This is a genomic window from Aggregatibacter sp. Marseille-P9115 (genome assembly GCF_920939465.1).
Lineage (GTDB): Bacteria > Pseudomonadota > Gammaproteobacteria > Enterobacterales > Pasteurellaceae > Aggregatibacter > Aggregatibacter segnis_B.
This window is the reverse complement of sequence record NZ_OV100759.1, coordinates 1,439,567-1,455,745: the sequence shown is the minus strand read 5'-3', so window position 1 is coordinate 1,455,745 and position 16,179 is coordinate 1,439,567. Positions and strand designations below refer to the sequence as shown.

General features: G+C 43.2%; 12 protein-coding genes. 8 read left to right on the top strand and 4 right to left on the bottom strand.

Going from position 1 to position 16,179, the window contains the following annotated elements; all coding sequences use genetic code 11:
* The first annotated feature begins 34 nt into the window (after positions 1 to 34).
* The 3 genes from rpsG to tuf all read left to right on the top strand — a co-directional run bounded on the left by rpsG (position 35) and on the right by tuf (position 3,973).
* Positions 35 to 505 carry a 30S ribosomal protein S7 gene (gene rpsG, locus LQ983_RS06990; protein ID WP_005555497.1) on the top strand — a complete coding sequence of 157 codons (471 nt, stop codon included), beginning with the start codon at positions 35 to 37 and terminating at the stop codon, positions 503 to 505.
* Positions 506 to 621: 116 nt separating this feature from the next.
* Positions 622 to 2,724, top strand: a complete 2,103-nt coding sequence (gene fusA, locus LQ983_RS06985; RefSeq protein WP_230622149.1) for an elongation factor G — start codon at positions 622 to 624, stop codon at positions 2,722 to 2,724.
* A 64-nt stretch (positions 2,725 to 2,788) separates the two neighbouring features.
* Positions 2,789 to 3,973 carry an elongation factor Tu gene (gene tuf / locus LQ983_RS06980; protein ID WP_109092129.1) on the top strand — a complete coding sequence of 395 codons (1,185 nt, stop codon included), beginning with the start codon at positions 2,789 to 2,791 and terminating at the stop codon, positions 3,971 to 3,973.
* Between the two features lie 161 nt (positions 3,974 to 4,134).
* On the opposite strand, the gene LQ983_RS06975 is transcribed toward tuf, so the two are convergent.
* On the bottom strand, positions 4,135 to 6,450 hold the full coding sequence (locus LQ983_RS06975) for a Tex family protein (protein WP_230622148.1): 2,316 nt from the start codon (positions 6,448 to 6,450) through the stop codon (positions 4,135 to 4,137).
* A gap of 113 nt (positions 6,451 to 6,563) precedes the next feature.
* Between LQ983_RS06975 and greB the strand changes: the two genes are divergently transcribed.
* Positions 6,564 to 7,043, top strand: coding sequence for a transcription elongation factor GreB (gene greB, locus LQ983_RS06970; RefSeq protein ID WP_209364181.1), 480 nt, complete (start codon positions 6,564 to 6,566; stop codon positions 7,041 to 7,043).
* A 46-nt stretch (positions 7,044 to 7,089) separates the two neighbouring features.
* Here greB and mreD read toward each other — a convergent pair whose 3' ends face one another.
* From mreD to LQ983_RS06955, 3 genes are all read right to left on the bottom strand, one after another.
* Positions 7,090 to 7,578 (bottom strand): rod shape-determining protein MreD, encoded by a 489-nt coding sequence (gene mreD, locus LQ983_RS06965; RefSeq protein WP_109432993.1) that lies wholly within the window; start codon positions 7,576 to 7,578, stop codon positions 7,090 to 7,092.
* A complete protein-coding gene (gene mreC, locus LQ983_RS06960) occupies positions 7,578 to 8,642 on the bottom strand; it encodes a rod shape-determining protein MreC (RefSeq protein WP_230622147.1) in 1,065 nt (354 codons plus the stop codon). Before mreC ends, mreD begins: the two co-directional genes overlap by 1 nt.
* A 66-nt stretch (positions 8,643 to 8,708) precedes the next feature.
* A complete protein-coding gene (locus LQ983_RS06955) occupies positions 8,709 to 9,764 on the bottom strand; it encodes a rod shape-determining protein (protein WP_109432995.1) in 1,056 nt (351 codons plus the stop codon).
* 238 nt (positions 9,765 to 10,002) lie between these two features.
* On the opposite strand from LQ983_RS06955, the gene rnr reads away from it, so the two are divergent.
* The 4 genes from rnr (at position 10,003) to glpQ (ending at position 16,115) form a co-directional block, all read left to right on the top strand.
* Positions 10,003 to 12,396 (top strand): ribonuclease R, encoded by a 2,394-nt coding sequence (rnr, locus tag LQ983_RS06950; protein WP_230622146.1) that lies wholly within the window; start codon positions 10,003 to 10,005, stop codon positions 12,394 to 12,396.
* The gene (gene rlmB / locus LQ983_RS06945; protein WP_230622145.1) at positions 12,389 to 13,126 is read left to right on the top strand and encodes a 23S rRNA (guanosine(2251)-2'-O)-methyltransferase RlmB; all 738 of its coding nucleotides are present in this window, start codon (positions 12,389 to 12,391) and stop codon (positions 13,124 to 13,126) included. The genes rnr and rlmB overlap by 8 nt, the downstream gene beginning before the upstream one ends.
* Before the next feature lie 304 nt (positions 13,127 to 13,430).
* The gene (gene glpT / locus LQ983_RS06940) at positions 13,431 to 14,873 is read left to right on the top strand and encodes a glycerol-3-phosphate transporter (RefSeq protein ID WP_230622144.1); all 1,443 of its coding nucleotides are present in this window, start codon (positions 13,431 to 13,433) and stop codon (positions 14,871 to 14,873) included.
* Positions 14,874 to 15,029: 156 nt separating this feature from the next.
* Positions 15,030 to 16,115, top strand: coding sequence for a glycerophosphodiester phosphodiesterase (gene glpQ, locus LQ983_RS06935; RefSeq protein WP_230622143.1), 1,086 nt, complete (start codon positions 15,030 to 15,032; stop codon positions 16,113 to 16,115).
* Positions 16,116 to 16,179: the final 64 nt, after the last annotated feature.

The window sequence follows — 16,179 nt, the reverse complement described above, 5'->3', positions numbered from 1 at the left end:
TACCCTGAAGATTATAAAAACGGAGAAATTCGCAATGCCACGTCGTCGTAGTATTGAACAACGCAAGATTTTACCGGATCCGAAGTTCGGTTCAGAATTACTTGCTAAATTTATCAATGTCATCATGGTAGATGGTAAAAAATCTATCGCAGAATCTATCGTTTATAACGCGTTAGACACATTAGCTCAACGTACCGGTAAAGAAGCTTTAGAAGCTTTTGAAGCGGCATTAGAAAACGTACGTCCAACTGTGGAAGTAAAATCCCGCCGTGTCGGTGGTTCTACTTACCAAGTTCCGGTTGAAGTTCGCCCTGTGCGTCGTAACGCATTAGGTATGCGTTGGATCGTTGAAGCCGCTCGTAAACGCGGTGACAAATCCATGGCTTTACGTTTAGCTAACGAATTATCTGATGCATCTGAAAACAAAGGTGCCGCAGTTAAGAAACGTGAAGACGTTCACCGTATGGCTGAAGCTAACAAAGCGTTTGCTCACTACCGTTGGTAATATTCGGTTAGCAGTTACGTTTTTAGGCTTCATCTCATATTTTTATGCGATGAAGCCTCATTCATTTATAAAATTTCGTATTTAATTTTAAATAAGAAATCGTCAAGGAAATAATAATGGCTCGTACAACCCCTATTGAAAGATATCGTAACATTGGTATCAGTGCGCATATTGATGCGGGTAAAACTACTACCTCTGAACGTATCTTGTTCTATACAGGTGTAAGTCACAAAATTGGTGAAGTACACGATGGTGCAGCAACCATGGACTGGATGGAACAGGAACAAGAACGTGGTATTACCATCACCTCTGCGGCAACAACCGCATTCTGGTCCGGTATGTCACAACAATTCCCACAACACCGTATTAACGTTATCGACACCCCGGGGCACGTTGACTTTACTGTTGAAGTAGAACGTTCTATGCGTGTTCTTGATGGTGCAGTAATGGTTTACTGTGCAGTTGGTGGTGTTCAACCACAATCTGAAACTGTATGGCGTCAAGCAAACAAATATGAAGTTCCACGTATCGCATTCGTTAACAAAATGGACCGTACCGGTGCAAACTTCTTACGCGTAGTTGATCAATTAAAAACCCGCTTAGGTGCAAACGCAGTTCCTCTTCAACTACCTGTTGGTTCTGAAGAAAACTTTACCGGTGTTGTTGACTTAATCAAAATGAAAGCAATTAACTGGAACGATGCTGACCAAGGTATGACTTTCACTTATGAAGACGTACCTGCTGACATGCAAGGCGCTTGTGAAGAATGGCGTCAAAACCTTGTTGAAGCAGCTGCAGAAGCGTCTGAAGAGTTAATGGAAAAATACCTTGGCGGTGAAGAGTTAACTGAAGAAGAAATCAAAGCTGGTCTTCGCCAACGCGTATTAGCAAATGAAATCATCTTAGTAACTTGTGGTTCTGCATTCAAAAACAAAGGTGTACAAGCAATGCTTGATGCCGTTGTTGAATACTTACCTGCACCAACAGATATTCCTGCGATCAAAGGTATCAATCCTGACGAAACTCAAGGTGAGCGTCATGCAAGCGATGAAGAGCCGTTCTCTTCATTAGCGTTCAAAATTGCAACTGACCCATTCGTAGGTAACTTGACTTTCTTCCGTGTATATTCCGGTGTAATTAACTCTGGTGATACCGTGTTGAACTCCGTACGTCAAAAACGTGAGCGTTTCGGTCGTATCGTTCAAATGCACGCAAATAAACGTGAAGAAATCAAAGAAGTTCGTGCGGGCGATATCGCTGCTGCTATCGGCTTAAAAGATGTGACGACAGGTGATACATTATGTGCTATTGAAGCACCAATTATCCTTGAGCGCATGGAATTCCCAGAGCCAGTAATCTCTGTTGCGGTAGAACCAAAAACTAAAGCAGACCAAGAAAAAATGGGTCTTGCATTAGGTCGTCTTGCACAAGAAGACCCTTCATTCCGTGTTCATACTGATGAAGAATCTGGCGAAACCATTATTTCCGGTATGGGTGAGTTACACTTGGATATCATCGTTGACCGTATGAAACGTGAATTCAAAGTGGAAGCGAATATTGGTAAACCACAAGTATCTTACCGTGAAACAATTCGCTCTCGTGTTAACGATGTGGAAGGTAAACACGCAAAACAATCTGGTGGTCGCGGTCAATACGGTCATGTTGTTATTGACTTGTACCCATTAGAGCCAGAAGGTCCAGGCTATGAATTTGTTAACGAAATCAAAGGTGGTGTAATCCCTGGTGAATACATCCCAGCAGTTGACAAAGGTATTCAAGAGCAACTTAAATCCGGTCCATTAGCGGGTTACCCAGTAGTTGATATCGGTGTTCGTTTACACTTCGGTTCATACCATGATGTGGACTCCTCTGAATTGGCGTTTAAACTTGCAGCATCTTTAGCATTTAAAGCAGCATTCGCAAAAGCAAACCCAGTTTTACTTGAGCCAATCATGAAAGTTGAAGTAGAAACCCCACCTGAGTATGTAGGTGACGTAATCGGTGACTTGAGCCGTCGTCGCGCTATGGTGAACGGTCAAGAAGCAAACGAATTCGTTGTTAAAATCGACGCTGAAGTTCCGCTTTCTGAAATGTTCGGTTATGCAACTGACTTACGTTCCCAAACTCAAGGTCGCGCTTCCTACTCAATGGAACCATTGAAATATGCTGAAGCTCCGAAAAACGTGGCTGAAGCAGTTATTGAAGCTCGTAAAAAATAATTTTGTTTAACTAAATCCACAAGCCATTCCGGCTTGTGGACTTATACATTGAGGAAACTTAATCGTGTCTAAAGAAAAATTTGAACGTACAAAACCGCACGTTAACGTGGGTACAATCGGCCACGTTGACCATGGTAAAACCACTTTAACCGCAGCTATCACAACCGTATTAGCAAAACACTACGGTGGTGCAGCTCGTGCATTCGACCAAATCGATAACGCGCCAGAAGAAAAAGCGCGTGGTATCACCATCAACACATCCCACGTTGAATACGACACACCAACACGTCACTACGCACACGTTGACTGTCCGGGACACGCCGACTATGTTAAAAACATGATTACCGGTGCGGCACAAATGGATGGTGCTATCTTAGTAGTAGCAGCAACTGATGGTCCTATGCCACAAACTCGTGAGCACATCTTATTAGGTCGCCAAGTAGGTGTTCCTTACATCATCGTATTCTTAAACAAATGCGACATGGTAGATGACGAAGAGTTATTAGAATTAGTTGAAATGGAAGTTCGTGAACTTCTTTCTCAATATGACTTCCCGGGTGATGATACACCAATCGTACGTGGTTCTGCATTACAAGCGTTAAACGGCGTAGCAGAATGGGAAGAAAAAATCCTTGAATTAGCAAGCCACTTAGACTCTTACATTCCTGAGCCTGAGCGTGCTATCGACCAACCGTTCCTTCTTCCAATTGAAGACGTGTTCTCAATCTCCGGTCGTGGTACTGTAGTAACAGGTCGTGTTGAGCGTGGTATCATCCGTACCGGTGATGAAGTTGAAATCGTTGGTATCAAACCAACAGCGAAAACAACTGTAACCGGTGTTGAAATGTTCCGTAAATTACTTGACGAAGGTCGTGCAGGTGAAAACATCGGTGCATTATTACGTGGTACTAAACGTGAAGAAATCGAACGTGGTCAAGTATTAGCGAAACCGGGTTCAATTACTCCGCACACTGATTTCGAATCTGAAGTGTACGTATTATCCAAAGAAGAAGGTGGTCGTCATACTCCATTCTTCAAAGGTTACCGTCCACAATTCTATTTCCGTACCACTGACGTAACCGGTACTATCGAGTTACCAGAAGGCGTGGAAATGGTTATGCCTGGCGATAACATCAAAATGACTGTATCCTTAATCCACCCAATCGCGATGGACCAAGGTTTACGTTTCGCTATCCGTGAAGGTGGCCGTACAGTAGGTGCTGGCGTGGTAGCTAAAATTATCAAATAATTGATAATAGACCTGATTAGAAAGGCGTATCGAATGGTACGCCTTTTTGTTTTCATCATGTTGATAAAACGAATCTGGTGAAAACACAATAAAAAATGACCGTACTTTCACGAAATAAAGTGCGGTCATAATTTTAAATATTTTTAGTAAACTAGCATTTACTATTTCTTCCAATTCTTCAACGCATCTGCAAAGGCATTGCCCATCGCATTATTTGCTCGCGGATTGCTACGGTCTTGGCGAGCATTATCAGAACGCGATTTTGCGGATAAAGTGCGGTCAGATTTGCCATCATTTTTCACCGCACTTTCATCTAAACGCATGGTTAATGCAATTCGACGACGTGCCACATCCACCTCCAATACTTTCACTTTTACGACATCGCTGGTTTTCACCACTTGATGCGGATCTTCCACGAATTTATCACTGAGGGAAGAAATATGAACCAAGCCGTCTTGGTGTACACCAATATCCACAAAGGCACCGAAATTGGTCACGTTAGTTACCGTACCTTCTAAGATCATACCTGCTTTCAAATCCGTGATTTCTTCCACGCCCTCAGCGAAGGTGGCAGTTTTAAATTCACCGCGCGGGTCACGTCCCGGTTTTTCCAATTCTTTGAAAATATCCTGAACAGTCGGTAAACCAAATTGCTCATCGGTAAACTGTTTTGCATCAAGCTGGCGCACTAAGCCTGCATTGCCCATTAAATCCTGAATCGATTGTTCCGTTGCTTGCAGAATTTTTTCTACCACCGGATAGGCTTCCGGGTGTACACCGGAGGCATCTAACGGATTATCGCCTGCAGCGATACGCATAAACCCGGCGCATTGCTCGAAGGCTTTAGGGCCTAAACGCGGAACTTTTTTCAGTTGCTCACGGCTGTCAAAACGCCCGTTTTCATCACGATATGCCACGATATTTTGAGCAATCGTTTTAGTCATACCCGCCACTCTCGCCAATAACGGCACAGAGGCGGTATTGAGATCCACCCCTACGGCGTTTACACAGTCTTCCACCACCGCATCCAATTTACGCGCTAATTGGCTTTGATTCACATCATGTTGATATTGTCCCACGCCAATGGCTTTCGGCTCGATTTTCACCAATTCTGCCAACGGATCCTGCAAACGACGAGCGATTGACACGGCTCCACGCAAGGACACATCCAAATCCGGAAATTCCTGCGCAGCCAATTCGGAAGCGGAATAGACGGAAGCACCAGCTTCGCTCACCACTACTGTTTGTGGTTTATTTTCTTTAATTTCCTTGATCACATCTTTGACGAAACGCTCTGTCTCGCGAGAGGCCGTACCATTCCCGATAGCAATCAATTCCACGTTATGTTGCTTAATTAATTGGAAAATAGACAACATCGCCCGATCCATCTGCCCGGTATGCGGATAAATGGTATCGGTTGCCAATAGTTTACCGGTGTTATCCACCACGGCCACTTTCACACCGGTACGCAGACCCGGGTCTAACCCCATGGTATTCTTAGCACCTGCCGGAGCAGCCATTAAAAGTGCGGTCAGATTTCGGGCAAATACATCAATGGCTTCATCTTCCGCTTTCTCACGTAAGGTCGCCATGAGTTCCGTTTCCAAGTGCAAGGCTACTTTAATTTTCCATGTCCACGCAATCACTTGCTCACGCCATTTATCCGCTGGCTGACCGGTGAAACGAACGCCTAAATAATCACGAATAATCTCTTCGCAATAACTTTGGCGACTCCCCTCTTCCGCTTCAGGATCCGCATTCAAACTTAATTGTAAAATGCCTTCATTGCGACCACGAAACATTGCCAAAGCTCGGTGAGACGGCACATTTTTAAGCAGCTCTTGGTGATCAAAATAATCTTGGAATTTCGCGCCTTCCGCCTCTTTGCCCTCAATCACCTTAGAAACAATAAGTGCATTTTTGCTTAAATAATCGCGCACTTTTGCCAATAATCCTGCGTCTTCAGCAAAACGTTCCATCAAAATATAGCGAGCGCCGTCTAATGCAGCCTTAACATCTGCCACGCCTTTCTCCGCATTCACATAATCAAGTGCGGTGGTTTCCGGTTCTGTTTTTGGCTCGTTCCAAAGTAAATCCGTTAATGGCTCAAGCCCCGCCTCAATGGCGATTTGGCCTTTGGTGCGACGTTTTGGTTTGAACGGCAAATAGAGATCTTCCAATTCAGTTTTGCTTTGCGTTGCTTGAATTTTATCGCGTAATTCATCCGTTAATTTGCCTTGTTCATCAATGGATTTCAGAATGGTTTGACGGCGGTCTTCCAATTCGCGTAAATAAATTAAGCGGGTTTCAAAATGACGTAATTGTGTGTCGTCTAGGCCGCCGGTGGCTTCTTTACGATAACGGGCAATAAAAGGAATGGTGTTGCCATCGTCTAATAATTGAATGGCGGCAAGAATTTGACTATCGCGTACATTTAACTCTTGTGCGATAAGTTGGCTAATTTGCTGGTTTAACATGATATGTGCTTCTTAATAATGAAAAAAACGGGCATAGCATACTGTTTTTGAGCAAGAGGCTCAAATATTTGTTCCTTTTTCGGTATAATTTTGTGGCAATTGAGGACAGGATTATGGCAAAGTCAAATTACATCACCCGACAAGGTTGGAATGTGCTGGATCGGGAATTAAAATTCTTATGGAAAGAAGAACGCCCACAAGTCACCCAAGCCGTGTCTGATGCCGCTGCGTTAGGCGATCGCAGTGAAAATGCAGAATATATTTACGGCAAGCGTCGCTTACGCGAAATTGACCGTCGAGTGCGTTTTCTCACCAAACGGTTGGAAGTGCTACAAATCGTAGATTATTCGCCAAAGCAAGAAGGCAAAGTATTCTTTGGCGCCTGGGTGGAATTGGAAAATGAAGATGGCGATATCAAACAGTATCGCATTGTCGGTTGTGATGAATTTGACCCGGCAAAAAATTGGATTTCCATTGACTCACCGGTAGCTCGCGCCTTAATAGGCAAAGAACAAGATGATGAAATTACTGTCGAAACCCCTTCCGGTAAAATCCAGCTATATGTAAATCGTATTTGGTATGAAAAGGCTTAGCCAAGGTAAAGTGCGGTCAGAAAATTCAGTGAATTTTCTGCGCACATTAACTCAAACTTAAATAACGACGGATTTTTCTGAGAAGTAAGAAAATCCAAGGCCAAAGCACACCACTGGCTAACGCCCCGAAAATTTCTTGCCAGTTAAAATTGGCACTATGCAAAACAGATTCAATCAAGAAAATACTGACTCGAATCGCAAAAACAAAGCCCACCAGCAACAAACTTTGCATCCATAAGGAAAGGTTGCGCAACCGTAAATGATGTCGAGTAATGAGATACGCGAATAAGGACATCACTAAGGCATGCACACCGAGTGTTGAGCCAAGCACCATATCCCAGATAATACCGATAATAAACGCCCACCCAATACTGACTTTATGCGGAATTGACAAGGCCCAATAGGCAAACACCAAAACAATCCATGCCGGTTTAAAACTCTGGAAACCGGATGGCCATGGCGCCAATTCCATCACTAAAGCAATCGCAAAAATTGCCGTCAGCACAAGACATTGAAAGAAAAATCGACCTTGCATTAATCTTCCTCTCTGTGAGATTGGTTTGGTAACGGTGGATGATTCATCTCATTTTGCGAATCCGTTGGTGCTTCTGCCGGCATGTATTCTGTCGGTAATGGGGATGTCATATTGCTTGGTTCATTTTCTTCCGGCACCACCGTTTTTTTCACTTTATTGGCTTCAGAACCTTGATTATCAAGACGTTGTTGAACCACTTTACGTACTTCTTCCGGCGTAATGGTTTTTGCTTTACGCATATCTTCGTTCGTTGGCCACAATAAAAGCACGTAGCGCAATTTATCAATAGAAGCTAGCGGTTTTGCCGTGACCGTCGCAAAATAATTTTTTCCATTTCTGGAAACTGATTCCACAATCGCCACCGGATAGCCTTCCAAGAAACGCCCGCCTAAACCGGATGTCACTAATAAATCGCCTTTTTGAATATCAACGGAACGCGGCACATTATCTAACGTCAATTCATCACTATGTCCTGTCCCGTTAGCGATCAAACGTACGTCATTACGCAATACTTGCACCGGAACCGCATGCGTCACATCGGTAATCAACAAAATACGGCTGGTGTTTTCCCCCACGGAAATAATTTGTCCAACGACGCCCTTTTCATCAATCACCGGCTGACCGACATAAGCCCCGTCTTTTTCACCTTGATTGATCACAATTTGTTGACGATAAACATCTGTTTCGGCAGTCAATACTTCTGCAATTTTTTTGTATTCGTCGGTTCGTAATGGTGAATTTAGCAATAAACGTAAACGTTGGTTTTCAACTCTTAACTGATCAAGCAACAGTAAATCGGCATTTTTTTCACGCAATTGCTCTTTTAACACGCGATTTTCAATTTGCAGTTTATTGGTATCCACCAAATTATCAGAAACCCCATCTAACACTGCACGCGGTGTATTTGCTAAATAATAGAGACTACCAACCGCCGTTTCTAGAAAACCGCGAGCTTGAATTATCGCATTTGTTTGTCCGTCAGATAGGATTAAACCGACAGAAGCGGTAACCGCTAAGAAGAGCTTTAATCCTAAGGGAGGGGTTTTACCGAAGATAGGTTTCATTGTCGTCAATTCCGACTAAATAAAAGTGCGGTCATTTTTAACCGCACTTTTTCTTGTTCATCAGGCTTAAATTTCGTCGCTGAAAATATCGCCGCCGTGCATATCAATCATATCCAAGGCCTCACCGCCGCCACGAGCAACACAAGTCAATGGGTCTTCCGCCACAATGGTCGGTACGCCGGATTCCTTCGCTAACAACATATCAATATTGCGCAACAAAGCACCACCACCGGTTAACACCATGCCACGCTCAAAAATATCAGCTGCATGCTCCGGTTGGCATTCCTCTAATGCTGTGCGTACTGCCGCAACAATACCACTCAACGGTTGACGAATCGCTTCTAAAACATCTTGAGAGGTTAATGTAATGGAACGTGGTGCACCTTCTGCAATATTGGAACAATGCACTTCCATTTGTTTCACCTCATCATCCTCTTGAAGATAAGCAATACCAATTTCTTGTTTAATACGTTCAGCGGTTGGTTCGCCAATAATGGAACCAAAGTTTTTACGCACATAAGACACGATAGCTTCATCAAAACTGTCACCACCAATGCGCACAGAAGAAGAATAAACGATGCCGTTTAAGGAAATTACCGCGACTTCTGTCGTACCACCACCGATATCAATGACCATGGAACCTGTTGCAGTCGAAACCGGTAATTTTGCTCCAATGGCTGCTGCCATTGGTTCTTCAATTAAATACACTTCACGAGCACCAGCCCCCATGGCAGATTCTTTAATGGCACGACGTTCTACTTGAGTTGCACCTGCCGGCACACAAATCAACACACGAGGACTTGGACGCATGAAGTTGCCACTGTGTACCTGTTTAATGAAGTACTGTAACATTTTTTCGGTCACGAAAAAGTCTGCGATCACGCCATCTTTCATCGGACGGATAGCTTCGATACTTTTCGGTGTACGCCCTAACATTTGTTTCGCTTCTCTACCTACCGCAGCAATGCTTTTTAATGAACCGCTACGATCGCGACGAATCGCAACGACAGATGGCTCATCAAGAACAATACCCTGTCCTTTCACATAAATTAATGTATTTGCTGTACCCAGATCGATTGAAAGATCGTTAGAAAATAAACCGCGAATTTTTTTAAATAACATAGGAATTCCGTTAAACTGAATTGAATAAAGAATGCTCACTTTTGAGCGTCAGAAAATTGCGCTAAATGTACCAAAAAATGCGCGCCTATAACAGAAAATTTTATTTCATAACCGCAAAAAATTGAAATGTAATGGTGCTGTTTATGTATTTTTCGACAAGGCATTGAGCCTCAATTTCCCTTGCTTTAGGCAAAACAGCGTGTAAACTGACCGCACTTTAGTTGACGAAAAGAACATTATGGCGAAAAAAACACACAAAGCGATATTGCAAGATCCGAATTACGCAAAAGAATTGGCAAAATATGACAACCCGGTTCCGAGTCGTGAATTTATTCTGCAAATTATTCGTAAACAGAATTCTCCTATGAGCAAAGAGGAGATTTTTAAAACCCTTGCCATCGTAAATGAAGAACAACAAGAAGCTATGCGCCGTCGTTTACGCGCCATGGAAAATGACGGACAGTTGGTGTTCACGAAACGGAAATGCTATGCCCTACCGGAAAAACTGGATTTACTTAAAGGTATGGTGATTGGACATCGAGAAGGCTTCGGTTTTTTACAAGTCGAAGGAAAAAAAGAAGACTTTTTTATTCCCAACGTGCAAATGCAAAAAGTCATGCACGGCGATTATGTGTTGGCGCAACCTAACGGATTTGACCGCAAAGGTCGTCCGGAAGTGCGCATTGTGCGGGTGTTGGAAGCGAACAAAAAACAAATTGTCGGTCGTTTTTTCCTTGAACAAGGGATCGGTTATGTGGTACCGGACGACAGCCGTATTACACGCGATATTTTAATTCCTGATAACGCCCGTCTTGGTGCCCGCATGGGGCAAGTCGTAGTGGTGGAACTCCATCCGCGCACAGCGCCGTTTTTCCAACCTATCGGCAAAATCACCGAGGTACTGGGTGACAATATGGCGAAAAGCATGGAAGTGGAAATTGCCATTCGTAAACATGATATTCCCCACAGTTTCCCAAGTGCGGTGGAAAAACAACTTAAAAAATGGGCTGAAGACGTGCCTGAAGAGGCTAAACGTGGGCGTGTAGATTTACGTGACTTGCCGTTAGTGACCATTGATGGCGAAGATGCACGCGATTTTGACGATGCGGTATTTTGCCAAAAACAAGGCAAAGGCTGGAAACTTTGGGTGGCCATTGCCGATGTAAGTTACTACGTTCGCCCGAAAAGTGCGTTGGATACGGAGGCTTATAATCGAGGCAACTCAGTGTATTTTCCAAATCGCGTGGTACCGATGTTGCCGGAAAAATTGTCTAACGGCTTGTGCTCTTTAAATCCACAAGTGGATCGCCTGTGTATGGTGTGTGAAATAACGATCTCTGCCAAAGGCAAAATGACAGACTATCAATTTTACGAAGCAGTGATGAATTCCCACGCCCGTTTAACCTATAACAAAGTGGCAAAAATACTGGAAAAAGACACCGCACATTGTGAACGTTATGCATCCTTAGTCCCTCACTTACAAGACCTGCATGAAATGTATCAGGCGTTAGTAAAAGCTCGCCAACAGCGCGGCGCCATCGAATTTGAAACCATTGAAAGCAAATTTATTTTCAATGCGTTTGGACGTATTGAGCGGATTGAGCCAGTCGTGCGTAACGATGCCCATAAAATCATTGAAGAATGCATGATTTTAGCGAATATTGCGTCTGCCAACTTCATGGAGAAACATCAAGAACCCGCGCTTTACCGTATTCATGCCGTGCCCGGTGAAGAAAAACTCACGGCATTCCGCAGTTTCTTGGCTGAATGTGGCTTGAGCCTATCCGGTGGGAATAAACCGACACCGATGGATTACGCACAGTTACTTGAACAGATTAAACCACGCCCGGATCACGAATTAATTCAAACCATGTTGTTACGCTCCATGAGCCAAGCGGTTTACAGCGCCGACAACATCGGTCACTTCGGGTTGGCATTAGAAGAATATGCCCATTTCACCTCGCCGATTCGCCGTTATCCCGATTTGACGTTACATCGTGGCATCAAATATTTATTGGCGAAACAAAAGGGTTCTAAACGTAAAACCACCGACACCGGCGGATATCATTATCAACTTGAAGAAATGGATCTCTTTGGCGCGCATTGTTCTTCGACGGAGCGCCGTGCCGATGATGCCACCCGTGAAGTCGCCGATTGGCTAAAATGCGAATACATGCAAGATCATGTGGGTGAAGAATTTGACGGTGTCATTTCTTCCGTGACCGGTTTCGGCTTCTTTGTCCGTTTGAATGATCTGTTTATCGATGGCTTAGTGCACATTTCCGGTTTGGCGAATGACTACTACTTATTCGATATGCCGAAACAACGCCTTATTGGTGAAAATAGCGGCATGATTTTCCGTCTCGGTGATGCGGTGAAAGTGCGTGTGGAGACCGTGAGTTTAGAACAAAAACAAATTGATTTTTCCTTAATTTCAAGTGAACGCAAGCCGAAACGTAGTGGTAAAACAGCGAGAACAAAGGCGAAAAAATCGGAAGTCAAAGCGACTAAGAAAACAACGACAAACAAAAAGGCAAAAATAAACAAAAGTGCGGTCAAAAAAAGTCACGTTTCTAAAATGAAACCCAAAGCCGCCTCCAAAACGAAAAAGGTAAAGAAAAAACATGAGTGAAACAATTTATGGCATCCACGCAGTAAAAGCATTTGTCTCTAACCATCCGGAACGTTTAATTGAAGTTTTGGCGTTAAAAGGCCGAGATGATCAACGCTTACAGCCTTTGATTAATGAAATTCAACGGTTGGGCATTTCCGTTCAATTTTTAAATCGTCAAACCTTGGATAAAAAAGCGGAAGGTGAAGCGCATCAAGGTATTATTGCGCGAGTGCACTCATTACCCGAATTAAATGAGCATGATTTGGATCGCTTATTAGAAACTCAAAACGCGCCTTTATTATTAGTTCTGGATGGTGTGACAGATCCACATAACTTAGGCGCTTGTTTGCGTACTGCCGACGCTGCCGGCGTAAGTGCAGTGATTGTGCCGAAAGATAAATCTGCGCAACTCAATTCTACTGCACGAAAGGTCGCCTGTGGCGCAGCAGAAAATGTCCCGCTTATTCGAGTGACTAACCTTGCCCGTACCCTGCGTGATCTACAAGAACGACACAATGTATGGGTTGTTGGCACCGCCGGTGAAGCCACCGAAACCCTCTATCAAACCAAGCTCACCGGTGCCTTGGCATTGGTCATGGGAGCAGAGGGTGAAGGCATGCGCCGCTTAACCCGTGAGCATTGCGATCAACTTATCAGCATTCCAATGGTCGGTTCGGTTTCTTCTCTCAATGTCTCCGTTGCGACCGGTGTTTGTTTGTTTGAAATTGTCCGTCAACGGTTAGGCTGATTTAGCGAGTGAGACATTGAAAAAGTGAGGCGATTTTTGACCGCACTTTTCTCATCCAAACCAAAATAAGCGCTTAAGAACAGCGCTTATTTTTATTTAACCCTACAATTTATGAGCGAAAATGAACAGCAGATGTTCATTTATCAATAATAAATATTTCGCATTCAATCAAAAGAGTGCTTATTTTTGTGATATTTCTCACAAAACCTCATAATTTTGCTTTCCTGTTTTTATATTTGCTTTATCATTCCTGCGTTCTTTTCATATAAAGACAATATTACTTATTTAACTCTTGGAGAATTTTATGTTTGGTCCATTTAAACCAGCTCCACATATTGCTGAGCTGCCGGCTGACAAAATCGATTCCACCTACAAACGCCTACGTTGGCAAGTATTCGCAGGGATCTTTTTCGGTTATGCCGCTTATTATTTCGTACGTGCAAACTTTGACTTGGCACAACCGGGCTTAATTCAAGCCGGCTTATACTCTAAAGCCGAATTAGGGGTTATCGGTTCTGCTGCAGGTTTGGCTTATGGTCTATCCAAATTCGTCATGGCCGGGATGTCCGACCGCTCTAACCCACGTGTGTTCTTACCATTTGGTTTGTTGCTCTCTGGTCTTTGTATGACACTAATGGGTTTGTTCCCATGGGCAACTTCCGGTATCGCGATCATGTGGGTCATGATTTTCTTAAACGGTTGGTTCCAAGGTATGGGTTGGCCTCCATGCGGTCGTACCATGGTGCACTGGTGGTCTAAATCCGAACGTGGAACTATCGTGTCCATTTGGAACACCGCTCACAATATCGGTGGTATGATGCCGGGCGCCATGGTGTTATTAGCCAGCGCAATCTTCTTCAGCACTCACGGTGTTGAAGCACAAGCAAAAGACATTTGGCAACAATCCCTTTACTATCCGGGTATTGCAGCAATGTTCTGTGCGATTCCGGTATATTTTGTCATGCGTGACACCCCACAATCTTGTGGTTTACCTTCCATTGAAAAATGGCGTAACGACTATCCAGATGACTACAACGAAAAAACCTATGAAAACGACTTAACGGCAAAAGAAATCTTTGTTACCTACGTTTTGAAAAACAAATTGTTATGGTACATTGCGATTGCTAACGTATTCGTTTACTTAATCCGTTATGGCGTATTGAAATGGTCACCGGTTTACTTAAGTGAAGTGAAACACTTCAACATTAAAGGTACCGCTTGGGCATACACTATCTATGAATTAGCCGCAGTACCGGGCACATTATTATGCGGTTGGGTTTCTGACCATGTGTTCAAAGGTAAACGTGGTTTAACCGGTTTCATTTTCATGATCTTAACCACAGCAGCGGTTGCCGCCTACTGGATGAACCCGGCTACACCGGAAGCAGAATTAGCAAATTACGCAGCGTGGTATGAAAACCCATATCAATTAACCGACTTCATCTTAATGACCTTAATCGGTTTCTTAATCTACGGTCCGGTTATGCTTATCGGCTTACATGCTCTTGAACTTGCACCGAAAAAAGCGGCAGGTACAGCAGCAGGATTTACCGGTTTATTCGGTTACTTAGGTGGTACAGTATCAGCTTCTGCCGTTATTGGTTGGGCTGCACAACACTACGGTTGGGACGGTGGTTTCTACGTCATGATCGGCGGTGGTGTTCTCGCGGTGCTCTTGCTCTTTATCGTCATGATTGAAGAAGGCAAACACAAAGCTAAAATAGGTGACACCTACGGCACTAAATAATTAAACAATACAAAGGCGCAAGCGAAAGCTTAGCGCCTTTTTTGTACCTCAATTTTATAAGTTAAATGATTTTATCCAACATAAGTTTCTATCTCTGTATTTGGATAGAATCAAAAACACCTCAAAAATCAACCACACTTTCAAGGAGAAATGCTAATGAAATTAAAAACCTTAGCCGTCACATTAATTGCAGCAGGCGTATTAGCCGGTTGTAGCCACCAACCCTCCATAAACAACATGAAATCAGACAAAATTATTATTGCCCACCGTGGTGCAAGCGGTTATTTACCGGAGCATACATTGGAATCTAAAGCGCTTGCTTTTGCACAACAAGCCGATTATTTAGAACAAGATTTGGCCATGACAAAAGACGGTCGCTTAGTCGTCATTCATGATCATTTCTTAGACGGTTTAACCGATGTTGCGAAAAAATTCCCAAATCGTCATCGTAAAGACGGTCGTTACTACGTTATCGACTTTACATTAAAAGAAATTCAAAGTTTGAATATGACAGAAAACTTTGAAACGAAGGAAGGAAAACAGGTCGCTGTTTACCCTGGACGTTTCCCTCTGTGGCAATCTCATTTCAAAATTCATACCTTTGAAGATGAAATCGAATTTATCCAGGGTTTAGAAAAATCCACCGGTAAAAAAGTAGGTATTTATCCTGAAATAAAGGCACCTTGGTTCCATCATCAAAATGGAAAAGATATTGCTTTAGAAACCCTCAAAGTGTTGAAAAAATACGGCTATGACAAGAAAAGTGATCTGGTTTATTTGCAAACCTTTGATTTCAATGAGTTAAAACGCATTAAAACGGAATTACTACCGAAAATGGGCATGGATTTAAAACTTGTCCAGTTAGTGGCATATACCGATTGGCATGAAACGGAAGAAAAAAATGCCAAAGGCAAATGGGTAAATTATGACTATGATTGGATGTTCAAACCAGGCGCTATGGCAGAAGTTGTAAAATATGCCGATGGTGTTGGACCGGGCTGGTATATGTTAATTGACAAAGATAAATCCAAACTGGGGCAAATTGAATATACGCCTTTAGTGAAAGAATTGGCGCAATATAAGGTTGAATTGCACCCATATACCGTGCGTAAAGATGCATTACCTGAATTCTTTACTGATGTGAATCAAATGTACGACGCGTTGCTCAATAAATCCGGCGCTACCGGTGTGTTTACCGACTTCCCGGACACCGGCGTGGAATTTTTGAAAAAACAGAAATAATCTATGAATCAAATATGTGGATTAAGCACATTTAATTGCTTATCAACACAAATAAAAAAGGCTT